The 16,549-nt window shown below is 72.7% G+C and carries 19 protein-coding genes and 1 pseudogene; 13 read left to right on the top strand and 7 right to left on the bottom strand.

Translation table 11 applies throughout. From position 1 onward, the window contains the following. Window positions 1–86 precede the first annotated feature (86 nt). Window positions 87–254: a hypothetical protein gene (locus BM536_RS41350; RefSeq protein ID WP_094103392.1), complete on the bottom strand. Its 168-nt coding sequence runs from the start codon at window positions 252–254 to the stop codon at window positions 87–89. A 224-nt stretch (window positions 255–478) separates the two neighbouring features. On the opposite strand from BM536_RS41350, the gene BM536_RS22645 reads away from it, so the two are divergent. The 4 genes from BM536_RS22645 (at window position 479) to BM536_RS22630 (ending at window position 4,443) form a co-directional block, all read left to right on the top strand. After that, window positions 479–1,693 (top strand): NYN domain-containing protein, encoded by a 1,215-nt coding sequence (locus BM536_RS22645; RefSeq protein ID WP_094103391.1) that lies wholly within the window; start codon window positions 479–481, stop codon window positions 1,691–1,693. Window positions 1,694–1,801: 108 nt separating this feature from the next. Continuing rightward, entirely contained in the window at window positions 1,802–2,776 is a 975-nt protein-coding gene (locus BM536_RS22640) for an ABC transporter ATP-binding protein (protein ID WP_073493556.1), read from the top strand. Window positions 2,777–2,900: 124 nt separating this feature from the next. After that, window positions 2,901–3,725 carry an ABC transporter permease gene (locus tag BM536_RS22635; protein ID WP_094103390.1) on the top strand — a complete coding sequence of 275 codons (825 nt, stop codon included), beginning with the start codon at window positions 2,901–2,903 and terminating at the stop codon, window positions 3,723–3,725. A 34-nt stretch (window positions 3,726–3,759) separates the two neighbouring features. After that, window positions 3,760–4,443, top strand: coding sequence for a DUF2567 domain-containing protein (locus tag BM536_RS22630; protein WP_073493559.1), 684 nt, complete (start codon window positions 3,760–3,762; stop codon window positions 4,441–4,443). A gap of 374 nt (window positions 4,444–4,817) precedes the next feature. On the opposite strand, the gene ybaK is transcribed toward BM536_RS22630, so the two are convergent. The 4 genes from ybaK to BM536_RS22610 all read right to left on the bottom strand — a co-directional run bounded on the left by ybaK (window position 4,818) and on the right by BM536_RS22610 (window position 8,968). Beyond that, window positions 4,818–5,321, bottom strand: coding sequence for a Cys-tRNA(Pro) deacylase (gene ybaK, locus BM536_RS22625; protein WP_073496487.1), 504 nt, complete (start codon window positions 5,319–5,321; stop codon window positions 4,818–4,820). Window positions 5,322–5,338: 17 nt separating this feature from the next. Continuing rightward, window positions 5,339–6,079, bottom strand: coding sequence for an LON peptidase substrate-binding domain-containing protein (locus BM536_RS22620; protein ID WP_094103389.1), 741 nt, complete (start codon window positions 6,077–6,079; stop codon window positions 5,339–5,341). 11 nt (window positions 6,080–6,090) lie between these two features. Further along, window positions 6,091–7,011, bottom strand: a complete 921-nt coding sequence (locus BM536_RS22615; RefSeq protein ID WP_425444659.1) for a hypothetical protein — start codon at window positions 7,009–7,011, stop codon at window positions 6,091–6,093. Window positions 7,012–7,390: 379 nt separating this feature from the next. After that, entirely contained in the window at window positions 7,391–8,968 is a 1,578-nt protein-coding gene (locus tag BM536_RS22610; protein WP_094103388.1) for an oxidoreductase, read from the bottom strand. A gap of 169 nt (window positions 8,969–9,137) precedes the next feature. Between BM536_RS22610 and hisD the strand changes: the two genes are divergently transcribed. The 8 genes and pseudogenes from hisD to hisF all read left to right on the top strand — a co-directional run bounded on the left by hisD (window position 9,138) and on the right by hisF (window position 14,892). Continuing rightward, window positions 9,138–10,502: a histidinol dehydrogenase gene (gene hisD, locus BM536_RS22605; RefSeq protein ID WP_245873701.1), complete on the top strand. Its 1,365-nt coding sequence runs from the start codon at window positions 9,138–9,140 to the stop codon at window positions 10,500–10,502. Next, a complete protein-coding gene (locus BM536_RS22600) occupies window positions 10,499–11,605 on the top strand; it encodes a histidinol-phosphate transaminase (RefSeq protein WP_073496483.1) in 1,107 nt (368 codons plus the stop codon). The genes hisD and BM536_RS22600 overlap by 4 nt, the downstream gene beginning before the upstream one ends. Then, window positions 11,602–12,195, top strand: coding sequence for an imidazoleglycerol-phosphate dehydratase HisB (gene hisB, locus BM536_RS22595; RefSeq protein ID WP_073496481.1), 594 nt, complete (start codon window positions 11,602–11,604; stop codon window positions 12,193–12,195). Before BM536_RS22600 ends, hisB begins: the two co-directional genes overlap by 4 nt. Beyond that, window positions 12,192–12,356 (top strand): hypothetical protein, encoded by a 165-nt coding sequence (locus BM536_RS41345; RefSeq protein ID WP_170109940.1) that lies wholly within the window; start codon window positions 12,192–12,194, stop codon window positions 12,354–12,356. Before hisB ends, BM536_RS41345 begins: the two co-directional genes overlap by 4 nt. Next, entirely contained in the window at window positions 12,347–12,997 is a 651-nt protein-coding gene (hisH, locus tag BM536_RS22590) for an imidazole glycerol phosphate synthase subunit HisH (RefSeq protein WP_073496479.1), read from the top strand. The genes BM536_RS41345 and hisH overlap by 10 nt, the downstream gene beginning before the upstream one ends. Then, window positions 12,994–13,718, top strand: a pseudogene (gene priA, locus BM536_RS22585) (bifunctional 1-(5-phosphoribosyl)-5-((5-phosphoribosylamino)methylideneamino)imidazole-4-carboxamide isomerase/phosphoribosylanthranilate isomerase PriA). The gene hisH and the pseudogene priA overlap by 4 nt, the downstream one beginning before the upstream one ends. Continuing rightward, on the top strand, window positions 13,715–14,140 hold the full coding sequence (locus BM536_RS22580; RefSeq protein ID WP_073496476.1) for a RidA family protein: 426 nt from the start codon (window positions 13,715–13,717) through the stop codon (window positions 14,138–14,140). Before priA ends, BM536_RS22580 begins: the two are co-directional and overlap by 4 nt. Next, on the top strand, window positions 14,137–14,892 hold the full coding sequence (gene hisF / locus BM536_RS22575; RefSeq protein WP_073496474.1) for an imidazole glycerol phosphate synthase subunit HisF: 756 nt from the start codon (window positions 14,137–14,139) through the stop codon (window positions 14,890–14,892). Before BM536_RS22580 ends, hisF begins: the two co-directional genes overlap by 4 nt. A gap of 69 nt (window positions 14,893–14,961) precedes the next feature. Here hisF and BM536_RS22570 read toward each other — a convergent pair whose 3' ends face one another. Continuing rightward, window positions 14,962–15,360 (bottom strand): VOC family protein, encoded by a 399-nt coding sequence (locus BM536_RS22570; protein ID WP_073496473.1) that lies wholly within the window; start codon window positions 15,358–15,360, stop codon window positions 14,962–14,964. A gap of 11 nt (window positions 15,361–15,371) precedes the next feature. Then, window positions 15,372–16,007 carry a TIGR03085 family metal-binding protein gene (locus tag BM536_RS22565; RefSeq protein WP_073496471.1) on the bottom strand — a complete coding sequence of 212 codons (636 nt, stop codon included), beginning with the start codon at window positions 16,005–16,007 and terminating at the stop codon, window positions 15,372–15,374. A gap of 82 nt (window positions 16,008–16,089) precedes the next feature. Between BM536_RS22565 and hisI the strand changes: the two genes are divergently transcribed. Continuing rightward, the gene (gene hisI, locus BM536_RS22560; protein ID WP_245873700.1) at window positions 16,090–16,539 is read left to right on the top strand and encodes a phosphoribosyl-AMP cyclohydrolase; all 450 of its coding nucleotides are present in this window, start codon (window positions 16,090–16,092) and stop codon (window positions 16,537–16,539) included. Window positions 16,540–16,549: the final 10 nt, after the last annotated feature.

The following is a 16,549-nucleotide window of genomic DNA, read 5'->3' as shown; positions in this document are numbered from 1 at the left end:
GCGGGACACACGCAAGGGGCGCACCCGGATCTCCGGGTGCGCCCCTCATGCACGTGCAAGGGCGTCAAGGGCCCGTTACGCAGATGCTAGTTGTGGCCGAAGCGCTTGCCGCGGCCCTTGCCGGGGCCGATGTCGCCGGGCGTCACCTGCGGGGAGCGCGTCTCGTCCTGCGGCTCGAGGGTGGCCTGCGGCGCCGACTGCGGGATGCGCTCGGACTGCGGCTGCTTGCGGTCACGGTTCTTGTTCTTGGCCATGGGGATCTGCCTCCTGTTGGGGGTCTAGGGGCCAGGGCCGGAATCAGATTCACATAGGCTGACTTGTGGCGCATTTCGGATAATTACCGTCGGTGACAGGGTTCGTCGGAGGGTCCCGCCCCGAAACGCCACGCCGAAGATCGAGTTCCGGCCGTTAACCCCCGTGCGGTCGGGCAGACTCGAAGCAGGCCCGAAGCAAATCTCCCGGGAAGAGGGTGAGTCGTGTGGACCGCTGCATCGTCCTGGTGGACGCCGGGTATCTGCTGGGGGCCGCCGCGAGTCTCCTCGCCGGAGAACCGTCGAGATCCAGGATCACCGTCGACCACGCCGCCCTCGTCCAGGGCCTGCGCGAACAGGCGGAATCCGAGACCGAACGGCCGCTGCTGCGGATCTACTGGTTCGACGGCGCCCCCGACCGCGTCCCCCAGCCCGAACACCGCAGACTGCGCGTCATGCCCCGGGTCACCGTCCGGCTGGGCGCCCTGACCCGCAGCGACGGCCGCTGGGCGCAGAAGGGCGTCGACGCCGCCATGCACGCCGAGCTGACCGAGCTGGCCCGCAACCGCGCCTGCTCCGACGTCGTCCTGGTCACCGGAGACGGCGACCTGCTGCCCGGCATGATGGCCGCCAAGGAGCACGGCGTCGCCGTCCACCTGTGGGCCGTACAGGCCGCCGACGGCGACTACAACCAGTCCGAGGACCTGGTCGCCGAGGCCGACGAACGGCGCGTCCTGGACCGTACGTGGATCACCAAGGCCGTACGCGCCAAGGACCTCGGCGGGGTCTGCGCGCCGCCGCCCGTGCCGCGGCCCGAGATCGCCGCCATCCTCTCCGCGCCGCTGCCCGAATCCAGCCTCGCGCCCACCTCCGAGCGGCCCGCGGAGCAGAGCGAGCACCCCTCCGCCCCCGCCGACAACGGCACCCGGGAACGCCCCGCCGCCAAGGGCGTCCCCACCCCCAAGGACCTCGCGGCCCTGCGCGCACCCGGCGCCCAGGCCGCCGTCCAGCCCCCCGCCACCGCGACCCTGCGCTGGTCCTCCGACAAGGGGTGGGTCGACCGGCCCGGCACCGCCGCCGAGCCCCCCGAGGTCGCCTCGATGCCGACGCTCGCGCAGGTCACCACGGCCGAGCAGCGGTGGGCCGACCGCGAGGAGGACATCACCACCGTCGGCGGCGACCCCTTCGAGGTGGGCCAGGTCTTCGCCCGCCGCTGGATGGGGCGCCTCGGCGACCAGGGCCATCTCCAGAAGCTGTCCGGCATGTACCCGCGCATCCCGCACCGCATCGACGGCGAGCTGCTGCGGTACGCGGCCCGCTTCGGCCTCCTCGCCCACAAGGACGACCAGATCGACGAGCACGACCGCTACGCCATCCGGGCGGGGTTCTGGCGCGAGATCGACGTTCGGACGGCGGCCGAGCAGGCGCCCGCGGCGGACTGAACCGGGCACTCCGGACGCCCCCGACGGCGAGCGGGGGTCGCCGACCCCGTACCCTCGTCCCTTGTGAGTACGCGCGCGGCATCGACCATTCGGCACCGGGACGAGGTCGTGTGTGCCGTACGCGGACTGACCAAGACCTATCCGGCGGTCCGAGGCCGGCGCGGCGCTCCCGCGGCCCCGGAGGTCCGTGCCACCGACGACGTACGGCTCGAGGTGCGGCGCGGTGAGATCTTCGGTCTGCTCGGGCCCAACGGCGCCGGCAAGACCAGCGTCGTCCGGCAGGTGACCGGGCTGATGCGGCCGGACACCGGCACCGTGGAGATCCTCGGGCACGACATCGTGCGTCACCCGGAACGGGCCGCGCGCATCCTCGCCTACCTCGGCCAGGAGTCCACCGCCCTCGATGAACTCACCGTCTCCCTCGCCGCCGAGACCACCGGACGCCTGCGCGGTCTTCCCCTGCGCGAGGCCCGGCGCGAACGGGACGCCGTACTCGACGAACTCGGGCTCACCCCGATCGCCGGGCGGCCGCTGCGCAAGCTGTCCGGCGGACAGCGGCGGCTGGCCTGCTTCGCGACCGCGCTGGTGGGGGAGCGGCCGCTGCTGGTGCTGGACGAGCCGACCACCGGCATGGACCCCGTCGCCCGGCGTGCCGTGTGGTCCGCGGTGGACCGGCGGCGCGCCGAGCGCGGCACCACCGTGCTGCTCGTCACCCACAACGTGATCGAGGCCGAGACGGTCCTCGACCGGGTCGCCGTCCTAGACCGCGGCCGGGTCATCGCCTGCGACACACCGTCGGGGCTCAAGGAGCAGGTCGCCGACGAGGTACGGGTGGAACTGGTGTGGCGCGAGCGGGCGCCGCTGGACGTCCCCGAGGTCGCCGCGCTGCGCGAGCGGGCCGTGGAGTCCGGGCGCCGCTGGACGCTTCGGCTGGGGCCCGAGGAGGCCCGTACGGTCGTCGCCACCGTCACCGGCGGGGCCGCCTTCGCCGCCCTGGACGATTTCACTCTCGCCACGCCGAGCCTGGAGGACGTCTACCTGGCGCTGGGCGGGGCCGCCCGGCAGGGGTTGGTGAGGGTGTGAGCAGGATCGTCCCCGCATCCGTACCGAACAGGGCGACACCGAACAGGGCGACACCGAACAGAGCGACACCGAACAGAGCGACATCGAACAGGGCGACCACCGGACCCAAGAGGAGCAACGCGACGTGAGTGTCGTACCCGCAGAGGTTCTGCCGGGCAGCGCCCTGGCCGTGGACGAGCAGCCGGTCCGGCAAGCGGCCGAGCTGGCGCCGCGCGCGCGGCTGTGGCCGTCGATGGCGGCCGTGTACCGCGCGCAGCTGTCCCGCGCGCGGGTGGCCCGCATCCCCCTGCTGTTCGTGGCCACCTTCCAGTCGGTCGGCATCCTGATCATGATGCGCGGGGTCGTCGAGGGCGGACGCGAGGCGGAGGCCGTGGTGGCCGGCTCGGCGGTCCTCGTCGTCGCCTTCGTCGCGCTGAACCTCCTCGCGCAGTACTTCGGGCAGCTGCGGGCCAGCGGCGGCCTCGACCACTACGCCACGCTGCCGGTGCCGCCAGCCGCCGTGGTGCTCGGCGCGGCGGGCGCGTACGCGTCCTTCACCGTGCCGGGGACGCTGGTGACCGCGGTGTTCGGCTCGCTGCTCTTCGGGCTGCCGCTGACCCACCTGTGGGTGCTGGCGCTGGTCATCCCGCTGTCCGGCGCCGCGCTGGCCGGGCTCGGCGCGGCCTTCGGGCTGCTCGCCCCGCGCCCGGAGCTGGCCACCGTGCTGGGCCAGCTGGGCATGTCGGCGGCGCTGCTCCTCGGCGTGCTGCCGCCCGACCGGATGCCGGAGCCGGTGCGCTTCACCCGCGATCTGCTGCCGTCGACGTACGGCGTGGAAGCTCTCGCGCGGACCTTCCGGCCGCACCCCGACTGGGCGTTCGTGCTGGGCGACCTCGCGGTGTGCGCGGTGGTCGGCGTGGTCTCGCTGGCCGTCGCCACCTGGGCGTACCGTCGGGCCGCCGTCCGATGACGCACGGCACAGGCACGCCTGGCACGATGTCAGGGTGACCGCACCGCTGACTCCTCCTCCGCCGCCGCACGAACCGTCCCCGCGCGACGCCTGGCCGTCGCCCGGGGCGTACCCCGGTACGGCCGCCGCGCCGCACGACGCCGGGCACGGACAGGACGGGCCCGGGATGAGGACGGAGCTGCGGGAAGCCGCCGTGATCACCGTCCTGGTCGCGATCACCGGGGTGGCGCTGGGACTGCTGTGGGTGTGGCTGGCGCCGCGCGTCCCGCTGGTCGGGGAACTCACCGACGGCAGCTGGGTCGTCTACCTCGAGGACACCGAGGGCGAGCAGGCCGTCGGGGTGGACGGCACGTTCGCCCTGCTGGCCGTGGCCTGCGGTGCCGTGAGCGCCGCCGCCGTGTTCGCCTGGCGCCGCCGCGGGGGCGTGCCGCTGGTCGTGGCGCTGGCCCTCGGCGGACTGCTCGGCTCGCTGCTGGCGTGGCGGATCGGTGTCTGGCTCGGGCCCGGCCAGGACGTGATCGCCCAGGCGAAGGCGGCGGGCAAGGGCGTCACCTTCTCGGCCCCGCTGAAGCTGAGCGCCAAGGGCGCGCTGCTGGCCTGGTCCCTGGCCGCCCTGCTGGTGCACCTGGGCCTCACGTCACTGTTCGGCCCGCGGGACCCCGAGACGTTCGGACAGGGGCCGCTGCAGAAGGACCCGTACGGGGCACCGCTGACGTAGGGCGTCGGCGGCACCGGGTCTCGTCGCCGGGGGCCGGGGGTTTCCCGGTTGGGCTTCCGATGGCGTGCCCTGGCCGCCTTGCCCGCCTTGCCTGTTCTGGTCGGTGGGCCTTCGCCCGTTGTCGAGGTGGGCCTCTCCGTGTCTGGGTGTGGGTGTCGGCGGCGCCGGGGTCGGTTTTTCGCATCCTGGGCGCAGCAGGCGGGCCCGGTGCTGTGTGTGGTGCGGGGGTTCGGCGGGGTGTCCGCCGGGGTCGTGCCGGGGGTTTTCCCGGGTGGGCGGCGGATGGCGTGCCCTGGCCGCCTTGCCCGCTCTGGTCGGGTGGGCCCTCGCTGTCGTCGGAGTGGGCCTCCCGCGTCTGCGCGCGGCCGAGAGGTCTACGCGCGGCCGATGGGCGCGAGGACCGCTTCCGTGAGCTTGGCCAGGTCGGTGGGGGAGAGTTCGACCTCCAGGCCGCGGCGGCCCGCCGAGACGCAGATCGTGGCGTGGGCCTCCGCCGAGTCGTCGAGGACCGTGGCGAGTCTCTTGCGCTGGCCCAGCGGGGAGATCCCGCCGCGGACGTAGCCCGTGGTGCGTTCCGCGAGGGCCGGGTCGGCCATGGCCGCGCGCTTGCCGCCGACGGCCGCCGCGAGGGCCTTCAGGTCCAGTGAGCCGGCGACCGGGACCACGGCGACCGTCAGGGTGCCGTCCACATCGGCCACGAGGGTCTTGAAGACCCGGTCGGGGGAGACGCCGATGGCCTCGGCCGCCTCCTCGCCGTAGGAGGGGTGGGCCGGGTCGTGGTCGTAGGCGTGGACCGTGAACTCCATGCCCGCCGCCGTCAGGGCGACGGTCGCGGGCGTGCCACCGGACTGCTGCTGCTTCTTCGACTTCTTCGCCATCAGGGCCTTCTCGTGCGTCAGTTGAGACTCGTCGGCCCGCGGGTCAGGTCCGCCGCGGGCAGCGAGGGCAGGCTACGGAGGATGGCCGTCTCCGCGCGCAGGAGTTTCAGCTCGTCGCGCAGCCGGGAGGCGGTGTCCGGGGCCTGGAGAAGCCGCTGCTTGGTGGGCGTGTCGAGCATCATCGCAGCCGCCACCAGGTACGACACCACGGACGGCTCGTCGGGCAGGTCCGCCCCGGTGGACAGGGAACGTTCCCGGGCGCCCGCGAGGCGCTTCTGGTACTGGCGGAAGGCCCGCAGCACGCCTTCGGCGAGCGTGCCCGCCTCGTCTCCCGGCTCCTCCGTCAGCTCCTCCAGCTCCCCCGTGAGGAACGGGCCCGAGGCGTCCACCGACACCAGCCGCACCCGGGTCGTCCCGGTCGCCAGCACCTCGAAGGTGCCGTCGGCCCGCTCCCGGACGGTCGCCGCGTCGGCGACGCAGCCGACCGCGTGGAACGCCTTGAGCGGGTCGTCGCCGAATCCGGCGGCGGGACCCCGCTGGAGCGGCGCGGTCTGGTCCGGCATGCCCGGGGCGGCCGGTGCCACCTCATGGCCGTCGCGGATCGCGACGACGACGAACCGGCGCGGTTCCTCCTCGGGGGTTTTCAGCAGATCGCGCATCAGGGCGCGATAGCGCTCCTCGAACACGTTGAGCGGAAGCACCAGCCCCGGGAAGAGGACGGTGTTCAGCGGGAAGAGCGGCAGCCGGACGGTGGTCACGCCGCAGAAGCCTAGTGGTCCGCGGGGTGGGCGCGTTCCCCGTGCCCACCCCGCGGATGCCCCGCGGGCTCCGCGGACGGTTGCGAGCACACGTTCTCGCGCACCGCCAGGAAGTGTCCCAGCGGGTCGTCCGACAGCCGGCCCCACGGGAAGGACGTGGCGTACGGGCCGATCAGGCGCAGTTGGGTGAGGGCGTCGGCCCGGCGGCCGAGCCGGACCAGGACGTACGTCAGGAGGTTGCGGATCTCGGCCGTCCAGGGGTCGGAGCCCGGGAAGCGGGCGGACAGCCCGATCGCGCGGTCGGCGGCCGCGTCGAGGCGCTCGCGCGGCACCTCGGGTCCGCAGCCGTCGGTGAGGTAGGCGAAGACGGCACGTACCGGCAGCGCCTGGACGAGCGAGCCGGCCGGGGCGTCCTGAGCCGCACGGTCGGCGAAGTCGAAGCACTCCCGGTGGGAGCCGTGCCAGGACTCGGCCAGATAGCGCTTGGCGGCCACGTGGCAGCCGTAGTGGTGCGGGGCGCGGCGGACGGCGGCCGCCCACAGCTCGCCGAAGTACTTGGGGCCGGCGTTGGACCCGCGCGCGTGGTCCAGGGCGATCCGCCACGGCACCGGGTCGCGGTGGTCGGCCTGCGCGGCGGCCGTGACCAGCGGGCTCACCTCACGCAGCAGCTCGGCCCTGGCGGGCGAATCCCAGGCGCGCTCCACCGCGAGCTGGGCGGCCACCAGCAGGGCGTCCGGGTCGTGCGGGGCGGCGGCCCGCCATTCCTCGAACCACTCCGGGCGGGATCGCGCGAAGGACGCGAGGCGGGTGACGTATCGGTCGCGGTGTTCCCACTCGGCGCGCTCGACGGTGCCGGCCAGCAGGGCGGCGGCGGTCTCGTAGGTGCCCTGCCCGGCCGCGACCAGCGCGGGGCCCAGACGGTCGTCGGGCACGTCGAGGAGCACCTCGTCGTCGGCCGGGAGCCGGGCCCGGGCGCGGGGTGGGGGGCGGCGGCGGTCCGCGGGCGCCGGGACGCGGCCGTCCGGGAGGCGCGGATGAAGGGGGGCAGCAGAGCCATGGTTTTGCCATTGAAAAGCGGCGGGTCGGCGATGCGCCAGAGGATGTGACGAACCTCCGGAAAGTTGTACGGGGCTGGGTCAAGGACAGGTAAAAGGTGAGCGTTCTGGTCCCGGGGGTCACCTTTTCGCCGCGCCCGCCGCACCAACCACACCGGCCGCCTACCACACCGGCCACATCAACCACACCGGCCGCAGCAGCCACACCGCCACACCGGCCGCCCCAGCAGCACCGGCCAGCCCCCCCCGACAACCGTCAGCCGCGACGCAGCAGCCGGGTCGCCCCCGCGGCCACCGTCGTGGCCAGGATCCAGCCCAGCAGGATCATCGCCGTCTGCACCCACTGCCAGTCGCCCTGCAACCGCCACTGGCCTCCCTGGCCCAGGTCGATCACGGGCAGCAGCAGGTCGAGGGCGAACAGTGCCGGATTCCACGGGGGGTGCCCGTCGCGGCTGACGGGCGGAGGGTCCGCGCGCGCGAACGCCAGCGAACTCGCCGCCCACAGCACCGCCATCCACACGGCCGCCCGGCCCGGCCGGTAGCCGTAGGCCACCGTCCAGTCCTGCACGTACCCCCAGAGCTTCGCGGCCGGCGGCAGCGTCTCGCGGCGCCGGCGCTGCTTGGCGAGCAGCACCTCGCGGGCGTCCTCGTCCTCCCCGCCGGCCCGCAGCACCGCCGCCAGCCGCTCGTAAGGCTCCGGGTTGTACTCGGCGGTCGCCGCCGCCACCCACCCCAGCCGCCCGGCCAGCGGGAACGGGCCCTGCGGCACCAGGTTCTCGTACGCGAAACCGCCCATGTGCAGGCTGCCGGGGCCCGGCCAGGCGTCCGCGCGGTCCACCAGGTTGCCCACCCGCGCCCCCGACAGCACCACCTTGCCGCGCTGCGGCCTCTCCCCGAGGAAGCGCAGCTCGGGCGTCTGCACCCGGCGCAGCGACAGTTCCTGGTCGTCGGTGAAGGTGAACCGGGCCCGCTCCAGGTCGACGGCGTCCCCGAACCGCCCGTCGTCCAGGCGCACCCCGCCCCGGCACTCGAAGCGCTGGACGCGGGTCCCGTGCGCGGGAGTGGTGCCGCTCAGCGCCTGGCCGCCGAGGCCGGCCGGGGTCATGTACAGCGACCGCTCCACGGTCAGCTGGGGTGCGTTCAGCGCGAACCGGGTGTACGGGTTGGTCAGCCGGGCCCCGCGCAGGTTCAGCGAGACGCCGATCTTGGCGCTGCGCAGCCGCAGTTCGCCGTGCGACTCCAGCATCTCGGCCTGGAGGTCCTGGCCGACGGTCATGCCGTCGGCGGCGATCGAGCGGCCGGTGCGGTCGCGGTAGACGATCGCCATGTTGAGCATCAGGTCGGTGCCGATGTGCGCGTCGGTGAGCCGGACGCCGTTGTGGAAGCGGCACCGGGGCAGGTGCAGATCGCCCTCGGTCTGTAGCCGGGCCGCCTCCAGCCGCGGCACCGAGCAGTCCACCATGCGCAGCGTCGTCACCCGCGCCTCGGGCAGCAGTACGTCCCGTTCGAAGCGGCAGCGCCTCAGCTCGACGTACGGCTCGACCGTGGCGCCCGCCAGGTCGAGGCTGCCGCTGAGCTGCACGCCGACCAGCTTGAGCGAGGAGACCCGGCCGGCCAGCGCGGGCGGCCCGTCCAGCAGCAGCCAGGCCACGATCCGGGCCCGTACCGTGCGGGCCTCGCCCCAGGGGTGCCCGCCGTGCGGGTCGTCGACGACGGTGTCCCCGCTGCTGAGGTCGTACACGCTGCCGTTGCGGAAGGCCTGCCACATGCCGGCCTCGGCGGCGGTCAGGTCGTCCGGCAGGTCCCCGGCCTGGATGCCGGCCCCGTCCGTCACGCTGTTTCGGTCCCTTCGCTCGCGCACATGTTTCGCACAACCGTTCATGCCCGGTGAGTGACGCCCCGAACGCTAACCGTGAGGGCGATCTTCCGTTTCCGGCCACGTTCTGTATCAGCCATTGATACGTGCGGACGGTCTCCGATTCCGGTCTGAGAGAATTGACCACGTGCTGCAAAATCTCTCGCTGGCCCGAATCGATCTGCGCGGCGACGCCCTCCCCGAGGGCCCCGCCCTGCGCGACCTGCTGCCCCGAGCCGACTTCGACGTCTCGGCCGCCCTGGAGAAGGTGCGTCCGATCTGCGAGGCCGTGCATCATCGGGGCGACGCGGCACTGATCGACTTCGCCGAGAAGTTCGACGGCGTCCGGCTCGACCAGGTCAGGGTCCCGGCCGAGGCCCTCACCCGCGCCCTCGCGGAACTCGACCCGGCCGTGCGCGCGGCCCTGGAGGAGTCCATCCGCCGCGCCCGTCTCGTCCACCGCGAGCAGCGCCGTACGAACCACACGACACAGGTCGTGCCCGGCGGTTCCGTGACCGAGAAGTGGGTTCCGGTCGACCGGGTCGGGCTGTACGCGCCCGGCGGACGGTCGGTCTACCCGTCCTCCGTGATCATGAACGTGGTCCCGGCCCAGGAGGCCGGCGTCGAGTCGATCGCGCTCGCCTCCCCGGCCCAGGCCGACTTCGGCGGACTGCCGCACCCGACGATCCTCGCCGCGTGCGCGCTGCTCGGCGTCGACGAGGTGTACGCGGCCGGCGGCGCCACCGCCGTCGCGATGTTCGCCTACGGCACCGAGTCCTGCCCGCCCGCCAACATGGTCACCGGCCCCGGCAACATCTGGGTCGCCGCCGCCAAGCGCTACTTCACCGGCAGGATCGGCATCGACGCCGAGGCCGGCCCGACCGAGATCGCGGTCCTGGCCGACTCCACCGCCGATCCCGCCCACGTCGCCGCCGACCTGATCAGCCAGGCCGAGCACGACCCGCTGGCCGCGGCCGTCCTGGTCACCGACTCCGCCGAGCTGGCGGACGCGGTCGAGAAGGAGCTGGCGCCGCAGGTCGCGGCCACCAAGCACATCGACGACCGGATCGTCCCCGCCCTCAGCGGCAGGCAGTCCGCGATCGTCCTCGTCGACGGCATCGACGAGGGCCTGCGGGTGGTCGACGCCTACGGCGCCGAGCACCTGGAGATCCAGACCGCCGACGCCGCCGCGGTCGCCGACCGGGTGCGGAACGCGGGCGCGATCTTCGTCGGCCCCTGGGCGCCCGTGTCGCTCGGCGACTACGCCGCCGGGTCCAACCACGTCCTGCCCACCGGCGGCTGCGCCTGCCACTCCTCCGGCCTGTCGGTCCAGTCCTTCCTGCGCGGCATCCACATCGTCGACTACACGAAGGACGCGCTGGCCGACGTCGCGCACCACGTGGTCACGCTGGCGGAGGCGGAGGACCTGCCCGCGCACGGGGCGGCGATCAAGGCACGATTCGGCGGAGCCGAACAGTGGACGCGTGACCGGAAGGTACCCGAGGGCAAGTGACAGGCATCGACGACCTCCCCGTGAGGGACGAGCTGCGAGGCAAGTCCCCCTACGGCGCGCCCCAGTTGGACGTGCCGGTACGGCTGAACACCAACGAGAACCCCTACCCGCTGCCCGAGGCGCTGGTCGAGCGGATCACCGAGCGCGTCCGCGAGGCCGCCCGCGACCTCAACCGCTACCCCGACCGGGACGCCGTCGAGCTGCGCACCCGGCTCGCCGAGTACCTGACGGACGCCTCCGGGTACGAGGTCGGCGTGGCGAACGTCTGGGCCGCCAACGGCTCCAACGAGGTCATCCAGCAGCTGCTCCAGACCTTCGGCGGACCGGGCCGTACGGCGATCGGCTTCGAGCCGTCGTACTCGATGCACGGCCTCATCGCGCGCGGCACCGGCACCGGGTGGATCTCCGGGCCGCGCCACGAGGACTTCACCATCGACCTCCCGGCCGCCGAGAAGGCCGTCGCGGAGCACCGGCCGGACGTCGTCTTCGTCACCACCCCCAACAACCCCACCGGCAGCGCCGTGCCGGCCGAGACCGTCCTCGCGCTCTACGAGGCCGCGCAGGCCGCCAAGCCGTCCATGGTGATCGTCGACGAGGCGTACATCGAGTTCAGCCATGGCGCGTCGCTGCTTCCGCTGCTCGAAGGTCGGCCGAATCTCGTCGTCTCGCGGACGATGTCGAAGGCCTTCGGCGCGGCCGGACTGCGCCTCGGCTACCTCGCCGCCCACCCGGCCGTCGTGGACGCCGTCCAGCTGGTCCGGTTGCCGTACCATTTGTCGGCCGTCACCCAGGCGACCGCCCTGGCCGCCCTGGAGCACACCGGCACACTGCTCAAGTACGTCGAGCAGCTCAAGACGGAACGGGACCGGCTGGTGAGCGAACTGCTCGCGGCCGGCTACGAGGTGACCGCCTCCGACGCCAACTTCGTTCAGTTCGGCCGGTTCGAGGACGCGCACGCGATGTGGCGCGAGATCCTCGACCGCGGCGTCCTGGTCCGCGACAACGGCGTACCGGGTTGGCTGCGGGTCACCGCCGGGACCCCCGAAGAGAACGACGCGTTCCTCGACGCGGTCCGTGAGATCAAGAAGGAGCAGGGTTCATGAGCCGTGTCGGACGCGTGGAGCGCACGACCAAGGAGACGTCCGTCCTGGTCGAGATCAATCTCGACGGCACCGGAAAGGTCGACGTGGCGACCGGTGTCGGCTTCTACGACCACATGCTCGACCAGCTCGGCCGGCACGGTCTGTTCGACCTGACCGTGAAGACCGACGGCGACCTGCACATCGACTCCCACCACACCATCGAGGACACCGCCCTCGCGCTGGGCGCCGCCTTCAAGCAGGCCCTCGGCGACAAGGTGGGCATCTACCGCTTCGGCAACTGCACGGTCCCGCTGGACGAGTCCCTCGCCCAGGTCACCGTCGACCTGTCCGGCCGCCCGTACCTCGTGCACACCGAGCCCGAGAACATGGCGCCGATGATCGGCGAGTACGACACCACGATGACCCGGCACATCCTGGAGTCCTTCGTCGCCCAGGCCCAGATCGCGCTGCACGTGCACGTGCCCTACGGGCGCAACGCGCACCACATCGTGGAGTGCCAGTTCAAGGCGCTGGCCCGGGCCCTGCGCTACGCCTCCGAGCACGACCCGCGCGCGGCCGGCATCCTCCCCTCCACGAAGGGCGCGCTGTGACGGGCCTGTCGACCATCCTGATCGTCGTCGGCCTCTTCCTGGCCGGCGGCATCTACTCCTTCGTCAAGCAGGACATGCCGAGGAGCCTGATCGTGCTCCTCTCCATCGGTGCCGCGATGTGTCTGGTCGCGGGTGTGATGAGGCTGGAGGTGTGGAGTTGACCGCCGCATCCAAGAAGGTCGTCGTCTTCGACTACGGCTTCGGCAACGTCCGCTCCGCCGAGCGCGCCCTCGCGCGCACCGGGGCCGACGTCGAGATCACGCGCGACTTCGACAGGGCGATGAACGCCGACGGACTGCTGGTGCCGGGCGTCGGCGCCTTCGCCTCCTGCATGAAGGGCCTGCGGGCCGCGCGCGGGGACTGGATCATCGACCGCAGGCTGTCCGGCGGCCGCCCGGTGCTGGGCATCTGCGTCGGCATGCAGATCCTGTTCGCCCGGGGCATCGAGCACGGCGTGGAGACCGAGGGCCTCGACGAGTGGCCCGGCGCGGTCGAGCCGCTCCAGGCCGAGATCGTGCCCCACATGGGCTGGAACACCGTGGACGCCCCGGCCGGCTCCCGGCTGTTCGCCGGCCTGGAAGCGGACGCGCGCTTCTACTTCGTGCACTCCTACGCCGTCCAGGACTGGTCCTTCGACGTGCAGAACCCCGCGATGCAGGCCCCCACGGTCACCTGGTCGACGCACGGCAGGCCGTTCGTGGCCGCCGTGGAGAACGGCCCGCTGTGGGCCACCCAGTTCCACCCCGAGAAGTCCGGCGACGCCGGAGCCCAGCTCCTCACCAACTGGATCGGAACCCTGTGAGCAAGCTCGAACTCCTCCCCGCCGTCGACGTCCGCGACGGCCAGGCCGTCCGGCTCGTGCACGGTGAGTCGGGGACGGAAACTTCTTACGGTTCGCCCCTGGAGGCCGCCCTCGCCTGGCAGCGCTCGGGCGCCGAGTGGCTGCACCTGGTCGACCTGGACGCCGCGTTCGCACCGGCGACAACCGCGCGCTGATCGCCGAGGTCGCCGGCGCCATGGACATCAAGGTGGAGCTGTCCGGCGGCATCCGCGACGACGACACCCTCGCCGCCGCCCTCGCCACCGGCTGCACCCGCGTCAACCTGGGCACGGCCGCCCTGGAGACCCCCGAGTGGGTCGCCAAGGTCATCGCCGAGCACGGCGACAGGATCGCCGTCGGTCTCGACGTCCGCGGCACCACCCTGCGCGGCCGCGGCTGGACCCGGGACGGCGGCGACCTCTACGAGACGCTGGAGCGCCTGAACAGGGAGGGCTGCGCGCGGTACGTCGTCACCGACATCGCCAAGGACGGCACCCTCCAGGGCCCGAACCTGGAGCTGCTGCGCAACGTCTGCGCCGCGACGGACCGGCCGGTCGTGGCCTCGGGAGGGGTGTCCTCCCTCGACGACCTGCGTGCCATCGCCGAGCTGGTGCCCCTCGGTGTCGAGGGTTCCATCGTCGGGAAGGCGCTGTACGCGAAGGCGTTCACCCTGGAAGAGGCCCTGGAGGCCGTGGCGTCATGACGTCCGAAGCCGTGCGGCGCGTGCAGAGCGGAAGCCCCTGGGAAGAGACGTTCGGCTTCGCGCGCGCCGTCGCGGCGGGCGACATGGTGCTGGTGGCGGGCACGACGTCCTTCAGGGGCAGCGTGCTGCACGGGGAGGGCGACCCCTACGAACAGGCCAAGGTGGCCTTCACCAGCGCCCTGGAGGCGATCGCCGAGTTCGGGCTGGGACCCGGCTCGGTCGTCAGGACCCGGATGCACCTGGCGCACGCACGGGACGTCGACGAGGTGGGCCGGGCCCACAAGGAACTCTTCGACACCGTGCGCCCTGCCGCGACCCTGCTGGTCGTGGAGGGGTTCGTCGATCCGCGGATCCTGGTCTCCGTGGAGGTCGAAGCATTCAGAGGACATATCAGAGGACACAGAGGAGCCGTGGATTCATGACCCTGGCGGTCCGAGTCATCCCCTGCCTGGACGTGGACAACGGCCGGGTCGTCAAGGGCGTCAACTTCCAGAACCTGCGCGACGCGGGCGACCCCGTCGAGATGGCCAAGGTGTACGACGCCGAGGGCGCCGACGAGCTGACGTTCCTGGACATCACCGCCTCGTCGGGCAACCGCGAGACCACGTACGACGTGGTGCGGCGCACGGCCGAGCAGGTGTTCATCCCGCTCACCGTGGGCGGCGGCGTGCGCGCCCCTGAGGACGTGGACAAGCTGCTGCGGGCCGGCGCCGACAAGGTCGGGGTCAACACGGCCGCGATCGCCCGCCCGGAGCTGATCAAGGAGATCGCCGAGCGTTTCGGCAGCCAGGTGCTGGTCCTGTCGGTGGACGCCCGAAGGACCGAGTCCGGCTCCTTCGAGGTCACCACCCACGGCGGGCGTCGCGGCACCGGCATCGACGCCGTCGAGTGGGCCCACCGGGCCGCCGAGCTGGGCGCGGGCGAGATCCTGCTCAACTCGATGGACGCGGACGGCACCAAGGACGGCTACGACCTGGAGATGATCGCCGCCGTCCGCAAACACGTCTCGGTCCCGGTGATCGCCTCGGGCGGCGCCGGCAAGCTCGCCGACTTCCCCCCGGCCATCGAGGCGGGCGCGGACGCGGTCCTGGCCGCCTCGGTGTTCCACTTCGGCGACCTGCGCATCGGCGAGGTCAAGAACGCACTCCGCGAGGCGGGCCACCCGGTGCGCTGACCCGTGCGGCGTGGAGGTAAGCCCCGGCCACCTGGTGGTCGGGGCCTACTCGTGGGCGCGAAAGCCGACCTACCCCTTCATCTGGGTCAGCTGCACCCAGTTGCCGACCGTGTCGTCGAGGATGGCCAGGAACATCGGGCCCTGTTTCTGGGGTTCCTGGGCGAAGTGCACGCCCAGGTTGGTGAGGCGCTCGAACTCCGCCTGGAGGTCGTCCACCGAGAGCACGATGCAGGGCAGCTCCGCCTCCCGCAGGGCCGCGCGGTAGGGCTCCGCGATCGGGCCGTGGCCGGGCTCCAGCAGCAGCTGGACGTCCTGCTGGGCCCCGTCGGCCGCGCCCACGGTGACGAACGGCGTGCCCCCGCCCACGTTCATGTGCATGCGGGTCTCGAAGCCCAGGACGTCGGTGTAGAAGGCGTGGGCCTTGGCGACGTCGTCGACGTACACGCTGGTCATGGCGACCCTGATCACTGCGTGTCCTCTCAGATGCCGAGCTGTTTGCCGCTCCGCAGCGTGGTGATGGCGTCCTCCTCGCCGACCAGGTCCACCTTGGCGGCGCTCCGCCGGCCGTATAGGAAGAGCAGCAGCTCGGACGGCTCGCCCGTCGCGGTGACGACCGGCGTGCCGCGATCGGCGACCACCGTACGGCCGTCCGGGCGGCGCAGCACCAGGCCGGTCGGCGTACCGCGGCCCATCAGCCGGGCGGTGCGCTCCAGGCGCGACCACAGGGCGTCCTGGAAGACCGTGTCCAGCTCGCGGGGCGTCCAGTCGGGCTGGGCCCGCCGGACGTCCTCGCCGTGGACGTAGAACTCGACGATGTTCGACGCCTCGTCGAGCTGCTTGAGCTGGAAGGGGGAGAAGCGCGGCGGGCCGGTGCGGATGAGCTGGATCAGCTCCTCGTACGGCTTGGCGGCGAACTCCTCCATCGTCTTGTCCAGCCGCGACGCGAGCTGCTTGATGAGGAGCCCCCCGGCCGCGTCGGGCCGCCGCTCGCGCACCACCACGTGCGCGGCGAGATCGCGGGTCCGCCAGCCCTCGCAGAGGGTCGGTGCCTCCGGGCCCGCCGTTTCCAACAGGTCGGCGAGAAGGAGCCGTTCACGCTTGGCGAAAGTCGACATGCCGCCAGCCTACGGCCGCTCGGCGGGTCCGCACAGTGGACACCGGCCCGGGAGTGTCACCGCCGCGCGGCACAATGGCCCCATGACCAGCACGCCCCAGCCCGCCCGTCACCCGACCACGGCCCCTGACCGAGGCGCGTCGCACCACGGTTCCCCCTCCCGCGGCCTCGACCCGGAGATCGCCGCGCGTCTCAAGCGCAGCCCCGACGGCCTCCTGCCCGCCATCGCCCAGCAGTACGACACCGGAGAGGTGCTCATGCTCGGCTGGATGGACGACGAGGCGCTGCACCGCACCCTGACGACCGGCCGGTGCACCTACTGGTCGCGCAGCCGCCGTGAGTACTGGGTCAAGGGCGACACCTCCGGCCACTTCCAGTGGGTCAGGTCGGTCGCCCTGGACTGCGACGCCGACACCGTGCTGGTCAAGGTCGACCAGGTCGGCGCCGCCTGCCACACCGGCGCCCGCACCTGCTTCGACGCCGACGTGCTCCTCAAGGACGCCGATTCCGGCGTACCCGCCTCGGATCAGTAAGGTCGGTCGC

This window comes from Streptomyces phaeoluteigriseus (assembly GCF_001896135.2).
Classification (GTDB): Bacteria; Actinomycetota; Actinomycetes; order Streptomycetales; family Streptomycetaceae; genus Streptomyces; species Streptomyces phaeoluteigriseus.
This window is presented reverse-complemented; position numbering and strand designations above follow the sequence as displayed.